This is a genomic window from Variovorax sp. P2_H12, from assembly GCF_056403395.1.
The window spans coordinates 1-20931 of the sequence record NZ_JBFUFO010000006.1 but is presented as its reverse complement, the minus strand read 5'-3'; the positions used below and the strand labels follow the sequence as shown (position 1 = coordinate 20931).

Genomic DNA, 20931 nt, shown 5'->3' with positions numbered 1-20931 from the left:
AGGCCATGAGCAAACCTGGTTTGACTCATGGGCGGGCCGTCTGGCTGATGGTCGTCGTGACCCTGATGTGGGCCACGGCCGGCGTCGTCACGCGGCACCTCGAGCATGCGCGCAGCTTCGAGGTCACCTTCTGGCGCAGCTTCTTCACCTTGCTGTCGCTGGCCGTGATCCTGCCGCTCTGGCAGGGCCGCGCGGTGTTCTCGAAGATTCGCCAGGGCGGGCGCGAGCTATGGATCTCCGGCATCTGCTGGAGCGTGATGTTCACGGCCTTCATGGTCGCGCTCACGCTCACCAGCGTCGCCAACGTGCTGGTGACGATGGCACTGGGCCCGTTGCTGACGGCGCTCGGCGCCAGGATCTTCATCGGCCACAAGCTGCCGGCGCGGACCTGGGCGGCCATCGTCGTGGCCGGCCTCGGCATTGGCTGGATGTACGGCACCCAGCTCGGCGAGGGGCAACTGCTCGGCACCCTGGTGGCGCTGTGCGTGCCGCTGGCCGGCGCCTGCAACTGGACCGTGGTGCAGCATGCCCATGCCAAGGGCCATGACATCGACCTGGTGCCGGCGGTGCTGATCGGTGCGGTGATCTCCACGCTCGTCACGCTGCCGCTGGCCTGGCCGTTCCAGGCCAATGCACGCGACCTCGGCCTGCTGGCCTTTCTCGGGCTGTTCCAGCTCGCGATTCCCTGCGTGCTCTCGGTGCTGTGCGCGCGGGTGCTCAAGGCGCCCGAGGTCGCACTGCTGGCCTTGCTGGAAGTGATCTTCGGCATCGCGCTGGCCTGGATCGGAGCGGGCGAGAAGCCCGAGCCCAGCGTGTTGACCGGCGGCGCACTGGTGATCGGCGCGCTGGTCTTCAACGAGCTGCTGGGCCTTCGCGACCGGCGCGAAGCCTCCAGGCGGGCTCTGCCGACAGCGCACTGAGCCAGAATGCAAAAGGCCGGCGCATGACGCCGGCCTTTTGCATGACGCGCCCTTCAGGCGCGCCGGCTGCCTCAGGGGCGAGCCACCTTCCAGACGCCGTTGAAGCCGTCGCCGGTCTTGTCGCCGGCCTTGGTGTCCTTCGACCAGTAGTAGAGCGGAGCGCCCTTGTAGGCCCACTGCTTGCTGCCGTCGTCGCGCACGATGATCGTGTAGGCGCCCATCGGCTTGGCGGCGTCGGCCACCTTCAGTGCCGGCCAGGCGGTGATGCAGGGACCGTTGCAGACCGACTTGCCGCTGCCGACGACGTCGCGGTCGAAGGTGTAGAGCGTCATGCCGGTCGGGCCGATCAGCACGCCGTCGGCGGTGCGGGTCGGAGTGTCCGGCGCCTTGCTGGACATGCTGCCGCAGCCGGCGAGCAGGGCGACGGCAAGAATCGAGGCGCTGAGCAGTTTCATGAAGATTTCTCCTTCGGTTAAAAAAATTCGGAATGCAGCCCGGGCAGTCTATCCGCCGCCGCTGTCGAGCTGCCGGTACACCACGGTGGCGAGGCCCAGCAATGCGTCGCGCGGCAACGCGCCGGCCAGAGCGTAGCCGAAGCCGCGATCGACCCAGTAGAAGCTGGCCACCGGGCCCTCGGTCGCGAATCGGAAGGCGGTCTCGCCCGACCCGGACGCGGTCGTCTCGGCCTGGCTCCCGACATAGAGCGTGACCCGTTCGCCGCCGGCGTGTTCGAACATGAACTGTGCCCTGGGCCCCTGGCTGCCCGGCAGCAGACGGCCGCCGACCAGCGTGTAGCCCTGGGCCGACAGATCGGGCAGCTTCAATGGGCGGTCGAGGCGCCTGGAGAGCCACTGGACCAGGTGCTGCTGCTCGGCGGCCGCCACCTCGACCGGATGTCTTTTTTCCGGCGAGTAGACCGCGTGCGCGACGGCCGCCGCATGCACGAACTCGAAGGTGCCGGGTGCGGAGCGGGCCAGGCGGGCCGGGTCGCCGGTTACTCGCAGCCAGTGGGAATTGCCCATCCAGCCGGCACCGAAGGCGATCGCCACGGCGGCTGCCATGCCGCCCCAGCGCAGCCAGCGGCGCTCGGCCGGGCGCCGCCCGGGGGCCTGTCCCGCGGCTTGCAGCAGCGCGGCGGGGACGGGCTCGTCGAGCACCTCGCGATGCAGCCGGCGCAACGCGTCGCGCTGGGCCTGCCAGGCGTGCAGGTCTGCGTCGGTGGGCGGAGGGGGGACGTGCATGACGGAAAGCCGGTTACTTGATCCGGTGCAAGGCGGTGCGGTTCGACACCGTCGGCACCTCGTCCATCAGCGCTTGCAGGCGCGCGCGTGCCCGCGACAGGCGCGACATCACGGTGCCGGCGGGAATGCCGAGCACCTTTGCGACCTGGGCGTACGAAAGATCCTCGAGCGCCACCAGCAGCAGCACCGCGCGTTGATCCTCCGGCAGCAGCAGCAGGCAGCGCTGCAGATCGATCGCCTGGTCGCGCTGCGAGTCGACGGCGCGCAGCTCGTGCGCCACGTCGTCGAGGTCGACCGGAGCGAGCGCCGGCGCACGCCGCAGCTGACTCGCGAACAGGTTGTGCATGATCGTGAAGAGCCAGGCCCGCAGGTCGGTGCCCAGGATCCAGAGCCGCCACTTGCCGCAGGCGCGCTCCAGCGTGTCCTGCACCAGGTCGTCGGCCGCCCAGGCATCACCGGTCAACGCACGGGCGTAGCGCCGCAGGCTCGGGATATGGGAGACGAGGGCGCGTTGATCCATGGGTGTAACTGATACACGAACGCTGCCGGCACGGCGTTTATTCCATGTGCCTCGAAATAATCTTCAACGGCTGCGGCTCTTCATGGCGCGCTCGACCTCGCGCTTGCCTTCGCGATCCTTGATGGTGTCGCGCTTGTCGTGCTCCGCCTTGCCCTTGGCCAGCGCGATCTCGCACTTGACCTTGCCGGCCTTCCAGTGGAGGTTCAGCGGCACCAGCGTGTAGCCCTTCTGCTCGACCTTGCCGATCAAGCGGCGGATCTGCTCCTTGTGCAGCAGCAGCTTCTTGGTACGCACCGAATCCGGGTTGACGTGCGTCGAGGCCGAGTGCAGCGGGTTGATCTGGCAGCCGATGACGTAGAGCTCGCCGTCGCGGATGACGACGTAGCCGTCGGTCAGCTGCACCTTGCCTTCGCGCAGCGACTTGACCTCCCAGCCTTCGAGCACCATGCCGGCCTCGAAGCGTTCTTCGAAGAAATAGTTGTAGGCCGCCTTCTTGTTGTCGGCGATGCGGGAGGAGGGGTCTTGTTTCTTTTTCGTGGCCATGGTGTTTCAGGTGAGGGCTGCATGGCTTCAATACAATCCGTCGCGCACGCGGTGCCGATTCTATGAAAACAGTCCACAAGTCCGTTCTTATCTGGTACAGCGCCGAAGAGATGTACGCGCTCGTCACCGACGTGGCGAAGTATCCCGAGTTCCTGCCGTGGTGCGATCGCGCCAAGGTCATCGAGCAGGACGAGCTCGGCATGACGGCCGAGGTCGGCCTCGCATTCAGCGGATTCCATCACAGCTTCACCACCCGCAACACCCATGTGGCGGGCCGCGAGGTGCATCTGAAGCTGGTCGACGGGCCTTTCTCGAACCTCGACGGCATCTGGACCTTCACGCCGGTCGGCGAAGACGGCGAGCGCGCCTGCCGGGTCGAGCTCAACCTGAGCTACGGCTTCAGCAACTTCGCGTTGCAGGCGCTGGTCGGCCCGGTGTTCGACAAGGTCGCCTCGAACCTGGTGGAGGCCTTCGTGAAGCGCGCCGAGCAGGTCTACGGCGCTGCCTGATGCCCAGGATCACGGTTGCCTGCTCTCCGGCGCCGCGCGAGACCTTCGAGCAGGTTCTCGAACTGGCCGAGGGCGCGACGGTGCGCGACGCGGTGCTCGCGAGCGGCCTGTCTCAGGCGTTCCCGCACCTCGACTGGGCCTCGATGACGCCGGGGATCTGGGGCAGGGCGGTCGAATGGACCCACTGCGTGAGTGATCTCGACCGCGTCGAACTGTGCCGCCCGCTCACGGTGGACCCGAAGGTGGCGCGGCGCGAGCGATTCCGCCAGCAGGGCGCACGCGGCACGGGCCTCTTTGCGCGCCGCCGAAAAGGCGGTAAAGCCGGATACTAGGGCCTGTTCACACGCCCTAGCCGCCGCTATTTGCAGTCGGACGCAATGATGGATTGAAGGCGCTGCTGCTCGCTCGCGCGCGCGGCGTCGTCCATGATCTCGCGTTCGCCCTGGGCGTTGACGCGCGCCACGCGGATGCCGCTGTCCATGGTCGCCTTGCTCTGGCGCGCCCGGGTGCAGTTCTCGGCCTTGGCCTGCGCGAACTTCTGGGCTTCGGCCGCCTGCTTGGCCTTCTCGGCCTCTTCGGCCTTGCGCGCCTTCTCTTCAAGTTCCTTGTCGACGCCGGCACCCTTGGCGCTGCTGGCGGGCGCGGGCGCAGGCGGCTGCGCGTCGGCCGCAGGGGCGGCCGCGACATCGGTTGTCGCCGGCGGTGCGCTGAAACTCAGTCGCTTGGCCGGCGGGCCGGGCCGGCGCAGGATGTTCTTCTCGGGCACGTCGGGCGGCGGCGCCTGGTCGCTGAAGACCTTCTTGTTGTCCTTGTCGAGCCACTGCCATTGGGCTTGCGCGCCCAGGGGCAGCAGGAACACGGACCCGACGAGGAGCAGCTGCGCGAATTTCATGGGCGGAAGTTTAGCGCTGCCTTACGTTTCGCAACCAGCTCACTGGCGTTTTTGCAACGCCCGGGTGGCATTCGGGCGCGCCTGGGGCCCATGCCAGCCGGAAAGCGGGAGTCCCTTCGGCTGCCCGGACCCCGGGCCATCGTTACAATCCACCTTTTGGAGCCTCACCCATGCGCCTTCTCGGCAAAGCGCTCACCTTCGACGACGTGTTGCTGGTGCCAGCGTTCTCCCAAGTCCTGCCCAAGGACACCTCCCTCGCCACCCGGCTCTCCCGCAACATCACGCTCAATCTGCCGCTGGTTTCCGCGGCGATGGATACCGTGACCGAAGCCCGTCTCGCGATCGCGATCGCGCAGGAAGGCGGCATCGGCATCGTTCACAAGAACCTCACGGCCGCCGAGCAGGCGGCGCAGGTGGCGAAGGTGAAGCGCTACGAATCCGGCGTGCTGCGCGACCCGGTGGTCATCACCCCGACCCACACCGTACGCCAGGTGATGGCGCTGTCGGACCAGCTCGGCATTTCGGGCTTCCCGGTCTGCGACGCCGGCAAGGTGGTCGGCATCGTCACCGGGCGCGACCTGCGCTTCGAGAGCCGCTACGACGTGCCGGTCAGCGAGATCATGACCCAGCGCGACCGGCTCATCACCGTGCCCGACGGCACCACGCTGGCGGACGCCAAGGCGCTGCTCAACAAGCACAAGCTCGAACGCCTGCTGGTGATCAACGAGGCCTGGGAGCTCAAGGGCCTGATCACCGTCAAGGACATCACCAAGCAGACCAGCTTCCCGAACGCGGCGCGCGATGCCAGCGGGCGGCTGCGCGTCGGCGCCGCGGTGGGCGCGGGCGCGGGCACCGAGGAGCGCGTCGAGGCGCTGGTCAAGGCCGGCGTCGACGCCATCGTGGTCGACACCGCGCACGGCCACCATGCCGGCGTGATCGAGCGCGTGCGCTGGGTCAAGAACAACTACCCGCAGGTCGACGTCATCGGCGGCAACATCGCCACCGGCGATGCCGCGCGCGCGCTGGCCGATGCCGGCGCCGACGCGGTCAAGGTCGGCATCGGCCCGGGCTCCATCTGCACCACCCGCATCGTGGCCGGCGTGGGCGTGCCGCAGATCATGGCGATCGACAACGTCGCCACCGCGCTGCAGGGCACGGGCGTGCCGCTGATCGCCGACGGCGGCGTGCGCTATTCGGGCGATATCGCCAAGGCCATCGCGGCCGGCGCCAGCACCGTGATGATGGGCGGCATGTTCGCCGGCACCGAAGAGGCGCCCGGCGAGATCGTGCTGTTCCAGGGGCGCAGCTACAAGAGCTACCGCGGCATGGGCTCGATCGGGGCGATGCAGCAGGGCAGCGCCGACCGCTACTTCCAGGAATCGAGCACCGGCAACCCGAACGCCGACAAGCTGGTTCCCGAAGGCATCGAGGGCCGCGTGCCGTACAAGGGCTCGATGGTGTCGATCGTCTACCAGATGTCCGGCGGGCTGCGCGCCAGCATGGGCTACTGCGGCTGCGCCACGATCGAGGACATGAAGAACAAGGCCGAGTTCGTCGAGATCACCACGGCGGGCATTCGCGAGAGCCATGTGCACGACGTGCAGATCACCAAGGAAGCCCCGAACTACCGGGCTGAATAAATGGCCCCCACGCTCCCCCACTGCGTGTGGGTCGCTGCCCCCCGAGGGGGCCGCAGGCCGCCTTGGGGCGGCCCGGCGCCGGCCTGGGCCCCCMCGCCCCCTCACTTCGTGTGGTCGCGGCCCCCCCGAGGGGGCCGCCCGGCGCCGGCCTGAGTTCAATCTGGCCAGATATTGGAAGTCGGGCCAGATTGGCATTAGAATTTGGGCCAGATCATTTTTTTCTGGCCCAAATGCAATCCCTCGGCATCGCTGAAGCCAAGAACAACTTCTCGGCCCTGATCGACCTGGTCGAGAAGGGCGAGGAAGTGCGCATCACACGCCACGGCAAGGAAGTCGTGCGCATGCTGCCGGTGCGGCGCAAGCCGGTCATCACCGACGAACAGATCGCGCGCGAACTGGGCCAGATCGACGCGTTGCACGCGACCATCAAGCCGGGCCCCGCCGTGCGCACCCTGCGTGACGAAGGGCGGCAATCGTGACGGCCTTCGTCATGGATGCCTCGGTCACCTCGGCCTGGCTGCTGCCGGATCAGGCCAGCGAACACACGCGCAAGCTCTACGCCGCCATCCGCCGCGACGAGGTCGAGCCGCAGGCGCCCAATGCGTGGCAATGGGAGTGCGCCAACATCCTCGCCAACGGCGTGCGCAGCGGCCGCATTCCGCCGTCCGCGGTCGAAGGGCTTTGGAGCGTGCTCGACGCCATTCGCCACCGCGTCGAACTGCACGAACTGGCGCCGGCCCAGCACAAGGCCGTGCTCGCCGTGGCCATCGACGCCGGTGTCTCGCTCTACGACGCGGGCTATCTGTGGCTCGCACGCTCGCTCGATCTTCCGCTCGCCACCTTCGACGAGCAACTCATCCAGGCGGCGCCGCAAGCGGGCGTCCGCCTCTTCGACATTTCAACGCTCTGAGTCTTCTCCATGCAACACGACAAGATCCTCATCCTCGATTTCGGCTCCCAAGTCACCCAGCTGATCGCGCGCCGCGTGCGCGAGGCGAACGTGTTCTCGGAGGTCCATCCCTGCGACGTCAGCGACGAATGGGTGCGCGAGTTCGCCAAGGACGGCACGCTCAAGGGCGTGATCCTGTCCGGCAGCCACGCGAGCGTCTACGAGGAAACCACGGACAAGGCGCCGCAGGCGGTGTTCGAGCTCGGCGTGCCGGTGCTGGGCATCTGCTACGGCATGCAGACCATGGCGCACCAGCTCGGCGGCAAGGTCGAGGGCGGCCACAAGCGCGAGTTCGGCTTCGCGGCCGTGCGCGCGCGCGGCCACACCGAGTTGCTGCGCGACATCGCCGACTTCACGACCGACGACGGGCACGGCATGCTCAACGTCTGGATGAGCCACGGCGACAAGGTCACCGAGCTGCCGCCCGGCTTCAAGCTGATGGCCTCGACCGAGAGCTGCCCGATCGCCGGCATGGCCGATGAACAGCGGCATTTCTACGCGCTGCAGTTCCACCCCGAAGTCACGCACACGCAGCAGGGCAAGGCGATCCTCGACCGCTTCGTGCTCGGCATCTGCGGCGCCCGCCGCGATTGGGTGATGCGCGACCACATCGCGGAAGCGGTGGAAGCGATCCGCCAGCAGGTCGGCGACGAGGAAGTGATCCTCGGCCTGTCGGGCGGCGTGGATTCCTCGGTGGCCGCGGCGCTGATCCATCGCGCCATCGGCGACCAGCTGACCTGCGTCTTCGTCGACCACGGCCTGCTGCGGCTCAACGAAGGCGACATGGTGATGGACATGTTCGTCGGCCAGCTGCACGCCAAGGTGATCCGCGTCGACGCCAGCGAGCTCTTCCTGGGCAAGCTGGCCGGCGTGAGCGATCCCGAGGCCAAGCGCAAGATCATCGGCGGCGAATTCGTCACCGTGTTCAAGCAGGAGGCCGCCAAGCTCAAGGCCAGCGCCGGCGGAAGGCTCGGAGTTGACGGCCTGCCGGCCGTCAAGGGCGCCACGTGGCTGGCCCAGGGCACCATCTATCCCGACGTGATCGAGTCGGGCGGCGCCAAGAGCAAGAAGGCGGTCACCATCAAGAGCCACCACAACGTCGGCGGCCTGCCCGAGCAACTGGGCCTGAAGCTGCTCGAGCCGCTGCGCGACCTGTTCAAGGACGAGGTGCGCGAACTCGGCGTCGCGCTCGGCCTGCCGCCCGAGATGGTGTATCGCCATCCGTTCCCGGGCCCGGGCCTGGGCGTGCGCATCCTCGGCGAGGTCAAGAAGGAATACGCCGAGCTGCTGCGCCGCGCCGACGCGATCTTCATCGAGGAGTTGCGCAACTTCGTCGATCCCTCGAGCGGCAAGAGCTGGTACGACCTCACGAGCCAGGCCTTCACGGTGTTCCTGCCGGTCAAGAGCGTGGGCGTGATGGGCGACGGCCGCACCTACGACTACGTGGTGGCGCTGCGCGCGGTGCAGACCAGCGACTTCATGACCGCGGACTGGGCCGAGCTGCCCTACGCGCTGCTCAAGAAGGTCTCGGGGCGGATCATCAACGAGGTGCGCGGCATCAACCGCGTGACCTACGACGTGAGCAGCAAGCCGCCGGCGACGATCGAGTGGGAATGAGCCGAGGGCGGTGGACAGCCTGTTCTTCGCCCTCCAGCCGGACGCCGCCGCCGCCGCCCGGGCGGTAGCGCTCGCCACCCGCTTGCGCGCCGATCATGGTCTGAAGACGCCCCCGACCGGGACGCAGCGGCTGCACGTCACCTTGCACTACCTGGGCCGCTCCGGCGTGTGGCCGGAAGACCTGGTGACCGGGGCTCGGCAGGCGGCGCAGACCCTGGACAGCCCCGCATTCGGGCTGAGCTTCGATCGGGTCACGAGCTTTCCGGCCCGCGCCAGGAAGCGCCCGCTGGTGCTGTTGGGGAGCCAGGCGATGGAGGGGCTGCAGGAATTTCGCTTCAACCTGGGCGTTGCGTTGCGCAGCCACGGCGTGGCGGCCGAAACGGGAAGCTTCACGCCGCACCTGACACTGCTGCGCGACACGCGTGTGGTGCCGGAGCAATCGGTGGCCCCCATCGCATGGACGGCGCGCGAGTTCGTCCTGGTACGGAGTCTCGTCGGCAAAGGGCAGCACCTCGTGCTGGGGCGCTGGCCCTTGCAGACCTGATTCCCGCGCCGGTCAATCGCCATCCGCGAAGTTGTCGAACAAGAGGCCACGCAGCCACTGGTTGCCCGGATCGCGATGCACCTTGGCGTGCCAGAACAGGTTGATGGCAATCTGCGGCAGCGCCACGGGGTGAGGGCGCCACACCAGTCCGAAGGGCTCGGCGATGCTCTGCGCCAGTCGCTCGGGCACGGTGGCGATCATTTCGCTCGCGCGCAGGATATGGCCGATGGCGACGAAATGCGGCACGCGCAGACGGATGCGCCGCTGGATGCCTTGCCCCGCCATCACGTCGTCGGCCTTGCCGTGACCGGTGCCGGCGGCCTGCACCAGCACATGATCGGCCGAACCGAAGTCCTTCAATGACACGCTGCGCTTGCGCGCCAGAGGATGCGTGCCCGAGAAAAGGCACACATAGTTCTGGCGGAACAGGCGGCGCTGGAACACGCCGGCCTTGAGCTGCGGCAGCAGGCCGATGGCGATGTCCACGTGGCCGGTCTCCAGTTCATCGCGCAGGCGGGTCGTGGTGTTGTTGCGCAGCGTGCTGATCGTCACGCCCGGCGCCGCGACCGACAGCGCTTCCATCAGCCGCGGCGTGAAGTAGATCTCGCCGATGTCGGTCATGGCGATGGTGAAGCTGCGCGTGCTCGTGGCGGGGTCGAACACCACCTGCTGGTTGAGGGCCGTGTGCAGCGCGCCCATCGCGTAGGCCACGGGCTCGGCCAGCTGCAAGGCGAACGGGGTGGGCTCCATGCCGCGCGCGGTGCGCAGGAAGAGCTCGTCGCCGAGCAGCTTGCGCAGCCGCCCCAGCGCGTTGCTGATGGCGGGCTGCGAAAGCCCGAGCGATGCGGCCACCGCCGACACGCGCTTCTCGGCCAGCATGCGGTCGAACACCAGCAGCAGGTTGAGGTCGATGTCCTTGAGCTGCATGCCTACCTTTATTCACATCGGTGATGAAGATGATTCACCAGATTCTATTGGTCAATCTGCATCGGACCCGCATCATCCCTCCCCTGAGAGACCCACCAGCCCCGAGAGACCGCCACAAGACACCCGACGATGGATCTGCGCATTCACCCCCTTGGACAAACCCTCGAGGTCCGCCCCGGCGCCAATCTGCTGGAGGTGCTGCGCGAGCACCATGTGCCGGTGTCGTACAGCTGCATGGCCGGGCGCTGCGGCACCTGCCGCTGCAAGGTGGTGTCGGGCCAGGTGCTCGATGCGGGGCAGGACGCCATCCGTCCGGATGCGCAGGGCGAGCGCTACGTGCTGGCCTGCCAGAGCACGCTGACCGAAAGCTGCACCATCGAGATTCCCGAAACCGACGAGGTGGTGGTGCATCCGGCGCGCATCCTCAAGGCCACGGTGACCGGCATCGATGCGCTCACGCACGACATCCGCCGGCTGCGGCTGAAGCCGAACCGGCCGCTGGCGTTCTCGCCGGGCCAGTACGCGCAGCTGCAATTCGCGGCGGGCCTGGCACGGCCGTATTCGATGGCCGGCCTGAGCCGTGACGCGGAGCTCGAATTCCACGTGCGCCGCGTTCCCGGCGGGCGGGTCACCGCGCACATCTTCGAGCAGCTTCGCGTCGGCGACGCGGTGCGGGTGAGCGGACCCTTGGGCACGGCCTACCTGCGCACCAGGCACGGCGGCCCCATGCTCTGCGCGGCGGGCGGCACCGGACTGGCGCCCATCCTGTCCATCGTGCGGGGCGCGATCGCGGCCGGCCTCACCCAGCCCATCCATCTCTACCTGGGCGTGCGCTCCGACGCCGATGTCTACGGCCTGGACGAGTTGCGCGAACTGCAATCGCTTCATGCCGGCCTCGAGGTGCACGTGGTGGTCGTCAGCGGCCCCGCGCGCGATGGCCAGCGACTGGGGCTGATCACCGATGCGATCCGTGCCGACTGGCCCGGCAGCCTCGATGGCTGGCGCGCCTACCTATGCGGATCGCCGCCGATGGTCGAGGCCCTGACCCAGTGGGTGCGCGGTCGCGGCCTCGTGCCCGAGAAGACCCATGCCGATGCCTTCTACCTGCAAGGCACCTGAAGTGAAGACCCCACACAAGAAAGGAAACCTCCCATGACTGCCGAGGCCGTGTTCCCCATCGCGCTGCGCTGGGAAAGCGACAAGACCAGCCGCATTCCCTTCATGGCCTACACCGACGAGGCGCTGCACAGGAAAGAACTGCAGCGCTTCTTCTACGAGAAGCATTGGTGCTATGTCGGCCTCGAAGCCGAGATCCCGAATCCGGGCGATTTCAAGCGCACGGCGATCGGCGAGCGTTCGGTCGTCATGTCGCGCGACGAGGAGGGCGTGATCCACGTCTTCGAAAACGTCTGCGCCCACCGCGGCATGCAGTTCTGCCGCGAGCGCCATGGCAACCGCAAGGAGTTCGTCTGCCCCTACCACCAATGGAACTACACGCTCAAGGGCGACCTGCAGGGGGTGCCCTTTCGCCGTGGCGTCAAGCAGGACGGCAAGGTGCATGGCGGCATGCCCGCTGACTTCAAGGTCGAGGACCACGGTCTCAACAAGCTCAAGGTGGCGTCTCGCGGGGGCGTGGTCTTCGCGTCGTTCGACCATGGCATCGAGTCGTTCGAGGACTTCCTGGGCCCCGACATCCTGCGTTACTTCGACCGCCTGTTCGATGGCCGCAAGCTCACGATCCTCGGCTACAGCCGCCAGCGCATTCCCGGCAACTGGAAGCTGATGCAGGAGAACATCAAGGACCCGTACCACCCGGGCCTGCTGCACACCTGGTTCGTCACCTTCGGGCTCTGGCGCGCCGACAACAAGTCGGAACTCAAGATGGACGCGCACGGCCGCCACGCCGCGATGATTTCCACCCGCGGCAATGCAGGCAAGGCGGCGCAGGTGACGCAGGTGTCGAGCTTCAAGGAGAGCATGCAGCTGAAGGACCCGCGCTTCCTCGACATCGCGCCCGAGCCCTGGTGGGGCGGGCCGACCGCGGTCATGATGACCTTGTTCCCGAGCCTGATCCTGCAGCAGCAGGTCAACAGTGTGTCCACCCGCCACATCCAGCCCGTGGGCCACGATGCCTTCGATTTCGTCTGGACCCATTTCGGCTTCGAGGACGACAGCGAGGACATGCAGCAGCGCCGGCTGCGCCAGGCCAACCTGTTCGGCCCGGCGGGCTTCGTCTCGGCCGACGACGGCGAGGTGATCGAGTTCTCGCAGCAGGGCTTCGAGCAGAGGCCCGGCCATCGCACGCTCGCCGAACTGGGCGGCCGCGAGGTCGAGAACACCGACCACATGGTGACCGAGACGCTGATCCGCGGCATGTACCGCTACTGGCGCGAGGTGATGGACGCATGAAACTCGGCACCGACACCTATCTCGAACTGGCGCGCCTCTACGCCGCCTATGCGCATGCCGTCGATTCGGGCCAATGGGATCTGTGGCCCGGGTTCTTCATCGAGCAGTGCAGCTACCGGCTGCAGCCGCGCGAGAACCACGAGCGCGGCCTGCCGCTGGCGACGCTCTCGTTCGAAAGCCGGGGCATGCTCGAAGACCGCGTCTACGGCATCCGCGAGACGCTGTTCCACGACCCTTACTATCAGCGCCACGTGGTCGGCCTGCCGACGGTGCACGCGGTCGACGACGACGGCACGATCCACAGCGAGGCCAACTACGCGGTGTTCCGTACCAAGCTCGACCAGCCGTCGACCGTGTTCAACGTCGGGCGCTACATCGATGCCGTGGTGCCGACGCCGGACGGGCTGAAGTTCGCCTCGCGCCTGTGCGTTTTCGACAGCGAAATGATCCCCAACTCCATCATCTATCCGATCTGACATGCCAAAAGAACCCGAGACACATGGTGCGCCGCTGCGGCGCTTCGTCGACCCAGCCTACCAGCCCCTGTGCGCCAACCTGGCCGAGGTGCGCGAGAACATCGATGCACTCGACTGCAAGATCGTCGCGCTGCTGGCCGAGCGCGGCCGCTACGTGAAGGATGCTGCGCGCTTCAAGCGCGACGCCTTCCAGGTGTCGGCGCCGCAGCGCCAGCAGGAGGTGATCGACAAGGTGAAGGCGCTGGCCGAGAAGGAGGGCGCCTATCCCGAAGTGGTCGAGGCCTGCTACCGCGCGCTGATTGCGGGGTTCATTGCCCGCGAGCAGCAGGACCATCTCGGGATGGTCGATGTGGAGCTGCGCGCATGAAGCACGTCCGCCTCAGGACCTTCGCAGCGCTGGCTTGTGCCGTGCTCGCCGGCAACGCCGTGCATGCGCAGGCGTGGCCGCAGCGCCCGATTCGCATCGTGGTGCCGTTCGCCGCCGGCTCGTCGCCCGACATCCTGGCGCGCATCGTCAACGACAAGCTCGCCGCGCGCATCGGCCAGCCGCTGATCGTCGACAACAAGCCGGGCGCCGGCGGCAACACCGGCACCGACCTGGCCTCGAAGGCGGCGCCCGACGGCCACACCTTCCTGCTGTCGGTGAACGCGCCGCTGGTATACAACACGGTGCTCTACAAGAATCTGCCGTACGACCCCTTCAAGGACCTGGTGCCGGTGTCGCTGGCCGCCACCACGCCCAACGTGTGCGCGGCTTCGAATTCGATGAACGTCGACTCGGTCAAGGGTTGGCTCGCGGCCATGAAGCAGAACCCCGGCAAGTTCAACTTCGCGTCGACCGGCAACGGCTCGATCTCGCACCTGGGCGTGGAGCTGATCAAGCTCAAGACCAGCTCCTTCGCGGTTCACATCCCGTATGCGTCCTCGGGCCAGGCCGTCACGGCGCTCGTCCAGGGCGACGTGCAATACGCCTGCCTGCCGCCGGTGACGGTCATGCCGCAGGTCAAGGCCGGGAGGCTCAAGGCGCTGGCCGTGACGTCGGCCGAGCGTTCGGCGCTGCTGCCCGACCTGCCCACGCTGCGCGAATCGGGCCTGCCCGACATCCAGGCCGTGCCGTGGTTCGCCTACATGGCACCCAAGGGCACTCCGCCCGAGGTCGTGCAGCGCATGAGCCGCGAGATCGCGGCCGTGCTGAAGGACCCCGAGACGCAGAAGCGCCTGCAGACCGCGTACTTCGACCCCGTCGGCAGCACGCCCGAGGCGCTGTCCAGGTTCATGGACGAGGAACTGCGCCGCTGGAAGCCCGTGATCGAACGCGCCGGCCTCAAGCCCGACAACTGACATCTTCCACACAGAGACTCAACGACATGCACACCATGACATGGATAGACGCTGCCGCGGTCGAGGACGTGCCCACCGACGATGTGGTGGGCATTGACGTACAGGGCCGGGACATTGCCCTGTACGGCACCGACGACGGCATCCACGCCACCGACAACATCTGCACCCACGGCCACGCGAGGCTGTGCGACGGTTTCCTGGAGGGCCACGAAATCGAATGCCCGCTGCACCAGGGCCGTTTCGACATCCGCAGCGGCAAGGCGATGTGCGCGCCGCTCACCGAAGACCTGCGCAGCTACCCGGTGAAGATCGAGGGCGGCCGGGTCTACCTCGCGTTCGAGTCGTCGTAGGGGGCCGGCGGGCCGCGGCGACGATGGAACTTGCTCAGCACTCCACCACGTTCACCGCCAGCCCGCCCAGCGAAGTCTCCTTGTACTTCGACTTCATGTCCTCGCCGGTCTGCATCATGGTCTTGATGACGGCGTCGAGCGACACATAGTGGTGGCCGTCGCCGCGCAGCGCCAGCCGCGCGGCGTTGATGGCCTTGACGGCGCCCATCGCGTTGCGCTCGATGCAGGGGATCTGCACCAGCCCGCCGACCGGGTCGCAGGTGAGGCCGAGGTTGTGCTCCATGCCGATCTCGGCCGCGTTCTCGACTTGCGCCGGCGTGCCGCCCAGGACGGCGGCCAGCGCCCCAGCCGCCATCGAACAGGCGACGCCGACCTCGCCCTGGCAACCGACCTCCGCGCCCGAGATCGAGGCGTTGGCCTTGTACAACAGGCCGATCGCGGCCGCGGTGAGCAGGAAGTCGACGATGCCGTCGTCCGAGGCGCCGGGGCAGAACTTCTCGTAGTAGTGCAGCACCGCGGGGACCACGCCTGCCGCGCCGTTGGTCGGCGCGGTCACCACGCGGCCGCCGGCCGCGTTCTCCTCGTTGACCGCCATAGCGAACGCGTTGACCCAATCCATGGCGGCGAGCGGGTCGGCCGCTGCGGCGCCGGCGTCGCGCGCCAGCAGTTCGCGGTGAAGCTGCGGGGCCCGGCGGCGGATGTTCAGCGTGCCGGGCAGGCGTGCGGCGGCGCTCGGGTTGTCGATGCCCAAGCCGCGTTGCACGCACTGCCGCATCGCGGCCCAGATGCGCAGAACGCCCGCGCGCACCTCGACGGGCGGGCGCCAGACGCTCTCGTTGGCCAGCATCAGCTGAGCCACCGAAAGGCCGCCTTCCACCGCTTGGGAGATCAGCTCGTCGCCGGTGCGGAAGGGGTGCGGCCAGACCTGGGCGGCGCCGGTCTCGGCGGGCGCCGGCCCGGCGCCGCCCTCGACCACGAAGCCGCCACCGACCGAGAAATAGCGGCGGTCGGCCAACAGGGTTCCGGTCGCGTCCAGCGCGACCATGCGCATGCCGTTGGGGTGCTCGGCCAGGGACTCGTCGCCGATGAATCGAATGTCGCGCAACGGATCGAAGCCGATCGGTTGGCGCCCCATCAGCAGCAGCGTACCGGAACGCCGCAAGGCCTCGATCCGAGGCTGCACCGCGGCGGGGTCGACGCTGTCTGGCGCCTCGCCGAAGAGCCCGAGGATCACGCCCACGTCGGTCGCGTGGCCGCGCCCGGTGGCGCCGAGCGAGCCGTGCAAATCGACCTGCACCCGCGCCGTGCGCGTCAGCAGGCCGTCGCGCTCGAGCGCGCCCGCGAACATCCGCGCCGCCCGCATCGGCCCGACCGTGTGCGAGCTCGACGGACCGATGCCGACCTTGAAGATGTCGAAGACGGAGAGCATGGTCGAACTATGCAGCAGCCAGCTGCTGCTTGACCAGCGCCACCCAGTAGGCAGCGCCCAGCGGCAGGATCTTGTCGTTGAAGTCGTAGTAGGGATTGTGGACCGGCGGGTCGTTGGGGCCTTCGCCGGCGCCGATGCCGATGTAGGCGCCGGGCCGCTTCTGCAGCATGAAGGCGAAGTCTTCCGAGCCCATCGCGGGCTTGATGTCGGTGTGGACCTGCGCCTCGCCGACCAGGCTTGCGGCCGCCGCGACCGCGGCCGCTGTCTCGTCGACGGTGTTCACCACGCCCGGGTAGCCGCGCATGTACTTCAGCGCCACGCCGGCGCCGTGGGTCTGCGCCATGCCGGCGCAGATCTGGTGCATCGCGGCCTCGACCTTGTCCTGGATGGCCGCATCCAGGGTGCGCGCCGTGCCGCGCAGCACCACCGTCTCGGGCACCACGTTCCAGGTGTCGCCGCCGTGGATCTGCGTCACGCTGACCACCGCCGATTCGGTGGCGCCGATCCGCCGGCTCACGATGGTCTGCAGCGCGTTGATGAGCTGGGCCGAGATCATCACCGGGTCGACGCCGGTTTCGGGCATCGCGCCGTGGCAGCCGCGGCCGGTGATGACGATCTCGAAGGTGTCGAGGTAGGCGGTCATGGTGCCGGTGCGAATCCCGAACTGGCCACGCGGCATGCCGGGGAAGTTGTGCATGCCGTAGACCGCGTCCGCCGGGAACCGGTCGAACAGGCCTTCCTCGACCATCTTGCGGCCGCCGCCTTCGTTCTCCTCGGCGGGCTGGAAAACGAAGTGGACCGTGCCGCGGAAAGGCTTGTGCCGGGCCAGGTGATCGGCCGCGCCGAGCAGCATCGCGGTGTGGCCGTCGTGGCCGCAGCCGTGCATCTTGCCGGCGCAGGTGGACTTGTGGGCGCGCTCGCCGAGCTCCGTCATGTGGAGCGCGTCGAGGTCGGCGCGCAGCGCGATGCTCGGACCCTCGCCGTTCGTCAGGGTGCCGACCACGCCGGTGCCGGCCAGGCCCCGGTGCGCCGGAATGCCCATCAGCAGCAGGGCGTGGGCGACCACGTTGGCGGTGCGGTGCTCCTCGAAGGCGGTCTCGGGGTTGGCGTGGATGTCATGGCGCCAGGCCAGCATTCGTGCGCGCGTTTCTTCGGCAATCTCGGGTTCGCGGTACATGGGGCAGTTCGTCTGGAGGGGTCAGTGGAAGATTTCGGCGATCAGCGTGGCGCCGAGGAAGGTGCCGGCGGTGGCGGTGAGCGAGACCACCACGATGCGCCAGCCGAGCTGGCGGAACACCGGCAGGTCCTTGGCGACGGAGAAGCCGGCGAGCGCCAGCACCGGCGTGGTGAAGGCCAGGAAGTTGAGCTTGGCGGTGAGCGCGATCAGGCTGTCGGAAAACGGGAACAGGCCGGGAATGCCGGCCACCGTGGCCACCAGCGAGAGCACCAGCACCATCGGCATCATCGGCAGCAGGCGCTTCACCAGGCCGACCAGCAGCACCACGGCCATGACTGCGAGCATGCCGGCCAGCGACTGCAGCAAAGGGACCTTGTACGACAGCAGGTTGCCGATCATCACGCCGCCACCGACCACCGCCCAGGCGACCACCTGGTCGGCAAAGGGCAGCTCCGAGGAGCCGGCAGCGACACCACCGTCGAGCGCCGCGGTGTCGGCCGGTTGGCGTTTCGAGAAGCGGCCGAGCACCGGCTCCAGCCGGTCGTAGAGCCACGAGCACACCGGCAATGAAAGGAACAGCGTGAAGTAGAAGCCGACCACCGTGGTCAGCAGGTTCGAGGCGGCGGCGATGGCCGTCAGCTGCGGCAGCATCTCGGCCGGCTGCTGGGCGCCGATGGCGCCGATCGCGGCCGCCATCAGGCTGCCCGAGCCGACGCCGGCGCCCATGGCGAGCGAGCGCGGGTCGAAAATGCCGAGGCTGGTGATGAAGCCCGCGAGCACCGCGATGAACAGCGCCCCGAGAACGGTGCCGGTGATGTACTCGGCCAGCACGCCGCGGCCCTCGGGCGAGGCCATGCCGTACTTCTCGCCGATGATGACCAGGTTGCCCTCGCGTCCGACCGAGAAGGTGGCGCCCACGGCCTCTCGCTTGATGCCCAGCAGCAAGGCCAGCGGCAGCCCCAGCGCCAGGGTGCCGAAGGCGTGGCCGAACTCCTGGAAGACCAGCGCCCAGCCGGCCTGGCGGACCTGCGGCAGCGCGGCGCCGACCGTCAGGCCCAGCTTGACGATGAACAGCAGCAGCCCGGCGTTGAGCAGGCCGCCCGCGTAGGACTGCAGGCCCGTGGGGATGCGCGCCAGCGCCGGGGTGCGGCGCGCGGCGATGCCCCAGACCGCGGCCAGCAGAAGCGCCCACAGCATCGGCAGCAGCACCACCTTGCCGGGGCCGAGCTTGAACTGGGTGGCGCCGATCAGCTCGGCGATGGCGACCACGGTCAAGGACACGACGACAAGCTTGAGTTTGCCCGTGGGAGAGGAATCCAGCGATTCGGGCGCGAGCGCGGCGGTGGCGGAGGTCATGAGGCTGAGGTCTTCCGAAAGTGGGGGCAGACCGAGTCTCAAAGAAAGAAGTCATTGCATCAATGACTAAAATTCAGGATCTTTGTTGCATTGAATGCAACGCTCACCGGGAGGCGGCATGGACGACAAGCTGGAAACGCGGCGCTTGCGCTATTTCATGCAGGTGCTGGAAAGCGGATCCGTCCGGGGTGCCGCCGAGGTGCTCGACATGGACCCGTCGGCGGTCAGCCGGGCGGTCGGCCTGCTCGAAAAGGAATGCGGCACGCTGCTGCTCGAGCGGCGCGGACGTGGCGTGGCGCCGACCGACGCCGGCGAACTGCTGGCGGTCTATCTGCGCCGCCAGCAGAGCCAGAAGCAGCACCTGCTGGCGCAGATGGATGCGATCCGCAAGGTCGAGCGGGGCCATATCGACATCGTCGCCGGCGAGGGCTACGTCGACTGGCTGATGCGCCACAGCCTGCAGGCCTTCATGCGCGCGCACCCGGCGATCACGATCTCGCTGGAGGTCGGCAGCAGCGACGAGATCGTGCGCCGGGTGATCGACGAGAGGGCCCACATCGGCCTCCTGTTCCAGCCGCCGAAGGACGAGCGGCTGCGCTCGCACCACTCGCACCCGCAGCCGATCCAGGCGCTGGTGCTCGAGACGCATCCGCTGGCGCGCCTGGGCCGGCCGCTCAAGCTGGCCGACCTGCTGCCGTATCCGGGCGCCACGCTGAAGCGCAGCTTCGGGGTGCGCCAGCACATCGAAGCGGCCGAGATCGGCGAGGGCGTGCGCCTGCCAACCCTGCTCACGACCACCTCGTTCAGCGCGCTGGGCTACTTTGTCGTCGCCGGCCTGGGCTATGCGCTGAGCACCCGGATGTCACTGCCGCCTCACCTCGACAGGCCGGAGGTCGTTGAACTGCCGATGAAGAATCCGCTGCTGTCCCAGGGCCGCACGCACGTGATCTCGCGCCACGGGCGCATGCTGGCGCCCGCCGCGACCGAGTTGCTGCGCCTGATCGTGAGCGACATGGCCCGCACGATGGGCGAGGCGGCGCGAGCGCCGGCGAGCTGAGTCCTGCACGCTCAACAACTGCTGCCGAGCTGGGTCTTGCTTTGCGCGAGCGGCCTGACGCCAAGCGCCAGCAGCGGGCGAACCACCCGAGCGGCGAAGGCTTCGAGGTCGGCATCCGTGTCGCGGCCGTTGGTGGACACTTCGAAGGCCTGCCTGCCGCCGGGCAGGCTCCAGCGCTCGATCTTGATGCGCTCGGAGGTCAGGCGCAGCATGCTGCTGGTGCAGTCCAGCGGCTGGGCCATGAACCGGGCCGGCAGCAGGTCGGCGATATGGCCGCCGGCCTCGCAGCTGCGCGAATAATTCTTCTTCGGCGCGCCCTCGACGCTCCAGCCGACGTCGACCTCGTTCTGGCGCTTCGCTTCGACCTTGAACGGGCAGCGCCAGTCGGCCTGCGGCCCGCGGGCCGGAAAGGCGACGGGGCTGCGCAGCTTGTACATCGATTCCATCCGGCCTTCGGAGAGCCGCTCGCGGGCGATCGCGCTGGCGCCCTCGGGCGAGCCGGAAGGCTGCTTCACGGCGAAGTACCGGACCTCGAAGGTCTTGCGCTTCCCATCGGGAAGCCGCAGGGCCTCGGCGATCGCTTCGAGCGTCCCGGGGCCGCCCTCGGCCGGATCCCAGCGGATCGCAAATTCCGCATCGCCCGCCGCCAGCGCCGCGTTGGCCAGGAGCAGCGCTGCCGCCGCCAACCCGATGCGCGCCATCACGGCTCAGCCCTTCGCCTTGTGCGTCTTCGGCTTGTCCTTGTCCTTCTGCGACTCGTGGCTGCCATCGAGCACGAGCTGGTGCGGATCGAGCTGYCGCTTCTSCAGGTCRTGGAKMAGGCCCGCATCGCTGAGGTCGATCCTGTGCGAGGACGCCCAGTCGCGCTGCGCGGTTTCCGCCAGCCGCTGCACGGTGCCGGAATGGTCGGTCTCGATGGCCAGTTCGCGCCGGCCGTCGAAGCTGCCCGGAGCGAGGTTGATCGAGCCGACGATCGCGCGCTCACCATCGGCCAGCATCATCTTGGCGTGCAGTTTCAGGTGCTTCATGGTGTG

26 protein-coding genes are annotated in these 20931 nt (G+C 68.1%); 15 read left to right on the top strand and 11 right to left on the bottom strand.

Features of this window, described 5'->3' with window-relative positions; translation table 11 throughout:
• Positions 1-5: 5 nt before the first annotated feature.
• Positions 6-920 carry a DMT family transporter gene (locus tag AC1DYK_RS05470; RefSeq protein WP_478165338.1) on the top strand — a complete coding sequence of 305 codons (915 nt, stop codon included), beginning with the start codon at positions 6-8 and terminating at the stop codon, positions 918-920.
• A 71-nt stretch (positions 921-991) separates the two neighbouring features.
• Here the strand turns inward: AC1DYK_RS05470 and AC1DYK_RS05465 are convergent, their stop codons facing one another.
• The 4 genes from AC1DYK_RS05465 to smpB all read right to left on the bottom strand — a co-directional run bounded on the left by AC1DYK_RS05465 (position 992) and on the right by smpB (position 3224).
• Complete coding sequence (locus AC1DYK_RS05465) at positions 992-1375, bottom strand: COG4315 family predicted lipoprotein (RefSeq protein WP_478165337.1); 384 nt, start codon at positions 1373-1375, stop codon at positions 992-994.
• A 48-nt stretch (positions 1376-1423) separates the two neighbouring features.
• The gene (locus tag AC1DYK_RS05460) at positions 1424-2161 is read right to left on the bottom strand and encodes an anti-sigma factor family protein (RefSeq protein ID WP_478165336.1); all 738 of its coding nucleotides are present in this window, start codon (positions 2159-2161) and stop codon (positions 1424-1426) included.
• A gap of 13 nt (positions 2162-2174) precedes the next feature.
• Positions 2175-2681 (bottom strand): RNA polymerase sigma factor, encoded by a 507-nt coding sequence (locus AC1DYK_RS05455; RefSeq protein ID WP_478165335.1) that lies wholly within the window; start codon positions 2679-2681, stop codon positions 2175-2177.
• Positions 2682-2744: 63 nt separating this feature from the next.
• Entirely contained in the window at positions 2745-3224 is a 480-nt protein-coding gene (gene smpB, locus AC1DYK_RS05450) for an SsrA-binding protein SmpB (RefSeq protein ID WP_478093290.1), read from the bottom strand.
• A gap of 62 nt (positions 3225-3286) precedes the next feature.
• Between smpB and AC1DYK_RS05445 the strand changes: the two genes are divergently transcribed.
• Both AC1DYK_RS05445 and AC1DYK_RS05440 read left to right on the top strand, forming a co-directional pair.
• A complete protein-coding gene (locus AC1DYK_RS05445; protein ID WP_478165334.1) occupies positions 3287-3733 on the top strand; it encodes a type II toxin-antitoxin system RatA family toxin in 447 nt (148 codons plus the stop codon).
• Positions 3733-4065, top strand: coding sequence for an RnfH family protein (locus AC1DYK_RS05440; RefSeq protein ID WP_478165333.1), 333 nt, complete (start codon positions 3733-3735; stop codon positions 4063-4065). Before AC1DYK_RS05445 ends, AC1DYK_RS05440 begins: the two co-directional genes overlap by 1 nt.
• Positions 4066-4091: 26 nt before the next feature.
• Here the strand turns inward: AC1DYK_RS05440 and AC1DYK_RS05435 are convergent, their stop codons facing one another.
• Positions 4092-4625, bottom strand: a complete 534-nt coding sequence (locus AC1DYK_RS05435) for a DUF4124 domain-containing protein (RefSeq protein ID WP_478165332.1) — start codon at positions 4623-4625, stop codon at positions 4092-4094.
• A 170-nt stretch (positions 4626-4795) separates the two neighbouring features.
• Between AC1DYK_RS05435 and guaB the strand changes: the two genes are divergently transcribed.
• From guaB to AC1DYK_RS05410, 5 genes are all read left to right on the top strand, one after another.
• A complete protein-coding gene (gene guaB / locus AC1DYK_RS05430; protein WP_478093284.1) occupies positions 4796-6265 on the top strand; it encodes an IMP dehydrogenase in 1470 nt (489 codons plus the stop codon).
• Positions 6266-6495: 230 nt separating this feature from the next.
• The gene (locus tag AC1DYK_RS05425) at positions 6496-6744 is read left to right on the top strand and encodes a type II toxin-antitoxin system Phd/YefM family antitoxin (protein ID WP_478165331.1); all 249 of its coding nucleotides are present in this window, start codon (positions 6496-6498) and stop codon (positions 6742-6744) included.
• A gap of 11 nt (positions 6745-6755) precedes the next feature.
• Positions 6756-7175, top strand: coding sequence for a type II toxin-antitoxin system VapC family toxin (locus tag AC1DYK_RS05420; RefSeq protein WP_478165454.1), 420 nt, complete (start codon positions 6756-6758; stop codon positions 7173-7175).
• Positions 7176-7184: 9 nt separating this feature from the next.
• Entirely contained in the window at positions 7185-8831 is a 1647-nt protein-coding gene (guaA, locus tag AC1DYK_RS05415; RefSeq protein ID WP_478165330.1) for a glutamine-hydrolyzing GMP synthase, read from the top strand.
• A 10-nt stretch (positions 8832-8841) separates the two neighbouring features.
• Positions 8842-9375 (top strand): 2'-5' RNA ligase family protein, encoded by a 534-nt coding sequence (locus tag AC1DYK_RS05410; RefSeq protein ID WP_478165329.1) that lies wholly within the window; start codon positions 8842-8844, stop codon positions 9373-9375.
• 12 nt (positions 9376-9387) lie between these two features.
• Here AC1DYK_RS05410 and AC1DYK_RS05405 read toward each other — a convergent pair whose 3' ends face one another.
• Entirely contained in the window at positions 9388-10302 is a 915-nt protein-coding gene (locus tag AC1DYK_RS05405) for a LysR family transcriptional regulator (RefSeq protein ID WP_478165328.1), read from the bottom strand.
• 129 nt (positions 10303-10431) lie between these two features.
• Here AC1DYK_RS05405 and AC1DYK_RS05400 point away from each other — a divergent pair, with 129 nt between their 5' ends.
• The 6 genes from AC1DYK_RS05400 to AC1DYK_RS05375 are packed head-to-tail and all read left to right on the top strand — an operon-like array spanning position 10432 to position 14878.
• Positions 10432-11421, top strand: a complete 990-nt coding sequence (locus AC1DYK_RS05400; RefSeq protein ID WP_478165327.1) for a 2Fe-2S iron-sulfur cluster-binding protein — start codon at positions 10432-10434, stop codon at positions 11419-11421.
• 33 nt (positions 11422-11454) lie between these two features.
• On the top strand, positions 11455-12711 hold the full coding sequence (locus AC1DYK_RS05395) for an aromatic ring-hydroxylating dioxygenase subunit alpha (protein WP_478165326.1): 1257 nt from the start codon (positions 11455-11457) through the stop codon (positions 12709-12711).
• Complete coding sequence (locus AC1DYK_RS05390) at positions 12708-13187, top strand: aromatic-ring-hydroxylating dioxygenase subunit beta (RefSeq protein WP_478165325.1); 480 nt, start codon at positions 12708-12710, stop codon at positions 13185-13187. Before AC1DYK_RS05395 ends, AC1DYK_RS05390 begins: the two co-directional genes overlap by 4 nt.
• A 1-nt stretch (position 13188) precedes the next feature.
• Positions 13189-13554 carry a chorismate mutase gene (locus AC1DYK_RS05385; RefSeq protein WP_478165324.1) on the top strand — a complete coding sequence of 122 codons (366 nt, stop codon included), beginning with the start codon at positions 13189-13191 and terminating at the stop codon, positions 13552-13554.
• Positions 13551-14528 (top strand): Bug family tripartite tricarboxylate transporter substrate binding protein, encoded by a 978-nt coding sequence (locus tag AC1DYK_RS05380; RefSeq protein WP_478165323.1) that lies wholly within the window; start codon positions 13551-13553, stop codon positions 14526-14528. The genes AC1DYK_RS05385 and AC1DYK_RS05380 overlap by 4 nt, the downstream gene beginning before the upstream one ends.
• Positions 14529-14554: 26 nt before the next feature.
• Positions 14555-14878, top strand: a complete 324-nt coding sequence (locus AC1DYK_RS05375) for a non-heme iron oxygenase ferredoxin subunit (RefSeq protein ID WP_478165322.1) — start codon at positions 14555-14557, stop codon at positions 14876-14878.
• A gap of 34 nt (positions 14879-14912) precedes the next feature.
• Here AC1DYK_RS05375 and AC1DYK_RS05370 read toward each other — a convergent pair whose 3' ends face one another.
• The 3 genes from AC1DYK_RS05370 to AC1DYK_RS05360 are packed head-to-tail and all read right to left on the bottom strand — an operon-like array spanning position 14913 to position 18840.
• A complete protein-coding gene (locus AC1DYK_RS05370; protein ID WP_478165321.1) occupies positions 14913-16307 on the bottom strand; it encodes an L-serine ammonia-lyase in 1395 nt (464 codons plus the stop codon).
• A gap of 7 nt (positions 16308-16314) precedes the next feature.
• Positions 16315-17484: a M20 aminoacylase family protein gene (locus tag AC1DYK_RS05365; protein ID WP_478165320.1), complete on the bottom strand. Its 1170-nt coding sequence runs from the start codon at positions 17482-17484 to the stop codon at positions 16315-16317.
• A gap of 21 nt (positions 17485-17505) precedes the next feature.
• Entirely contained in the window at positions 17506-18840 is a 1335-nt protein-coding gene (locus tag AC1DYK_RS05360; RefSeq protein ID WP_478165319.1) for a DUF3100 domain-containing protein, read from the bottom strand.
• Between the two features lie 118 nt (positions 18841-18958).
• On the opposite strand from AC1DYK_RS05360, the gene AC1DYK_RS05355 reads away from it, so the two are divergent.
• Entirely contained in the window at positions 18959-19897 is a 939-nt protein-coding gene (locus AC1DYK_RS05355) for a LysR family transcriptional regulator (RefSeq protein WP_478165318.1), read from the top strand.
• Positions 19898-19908: 11 nt separating this feature from the next.
• Here the strand turns inward: AC1DYK_RS05355 and AC1DYK_RS05350 are convergent, their stop codons facing one another.
• Complete coding sequence (locus tag AC1DYK_RS05350; protein ID WP_478165317.1) at positions 19909-20601, bottom strand: hypothetical protein; 693 nt, start codon at positions 20599-20601, stop codon at positions 19909-19911.
• Positions 20602-20604: 3 nt separating this feature from the next.
• On the bottom strand, positions 20605-20931 hold a 327-nt coding region (locus AC1DYK_RS05345; protein ID WP_478165316.1), incomplete at its 5' end, for a phospholipase D-like domain-containing protein.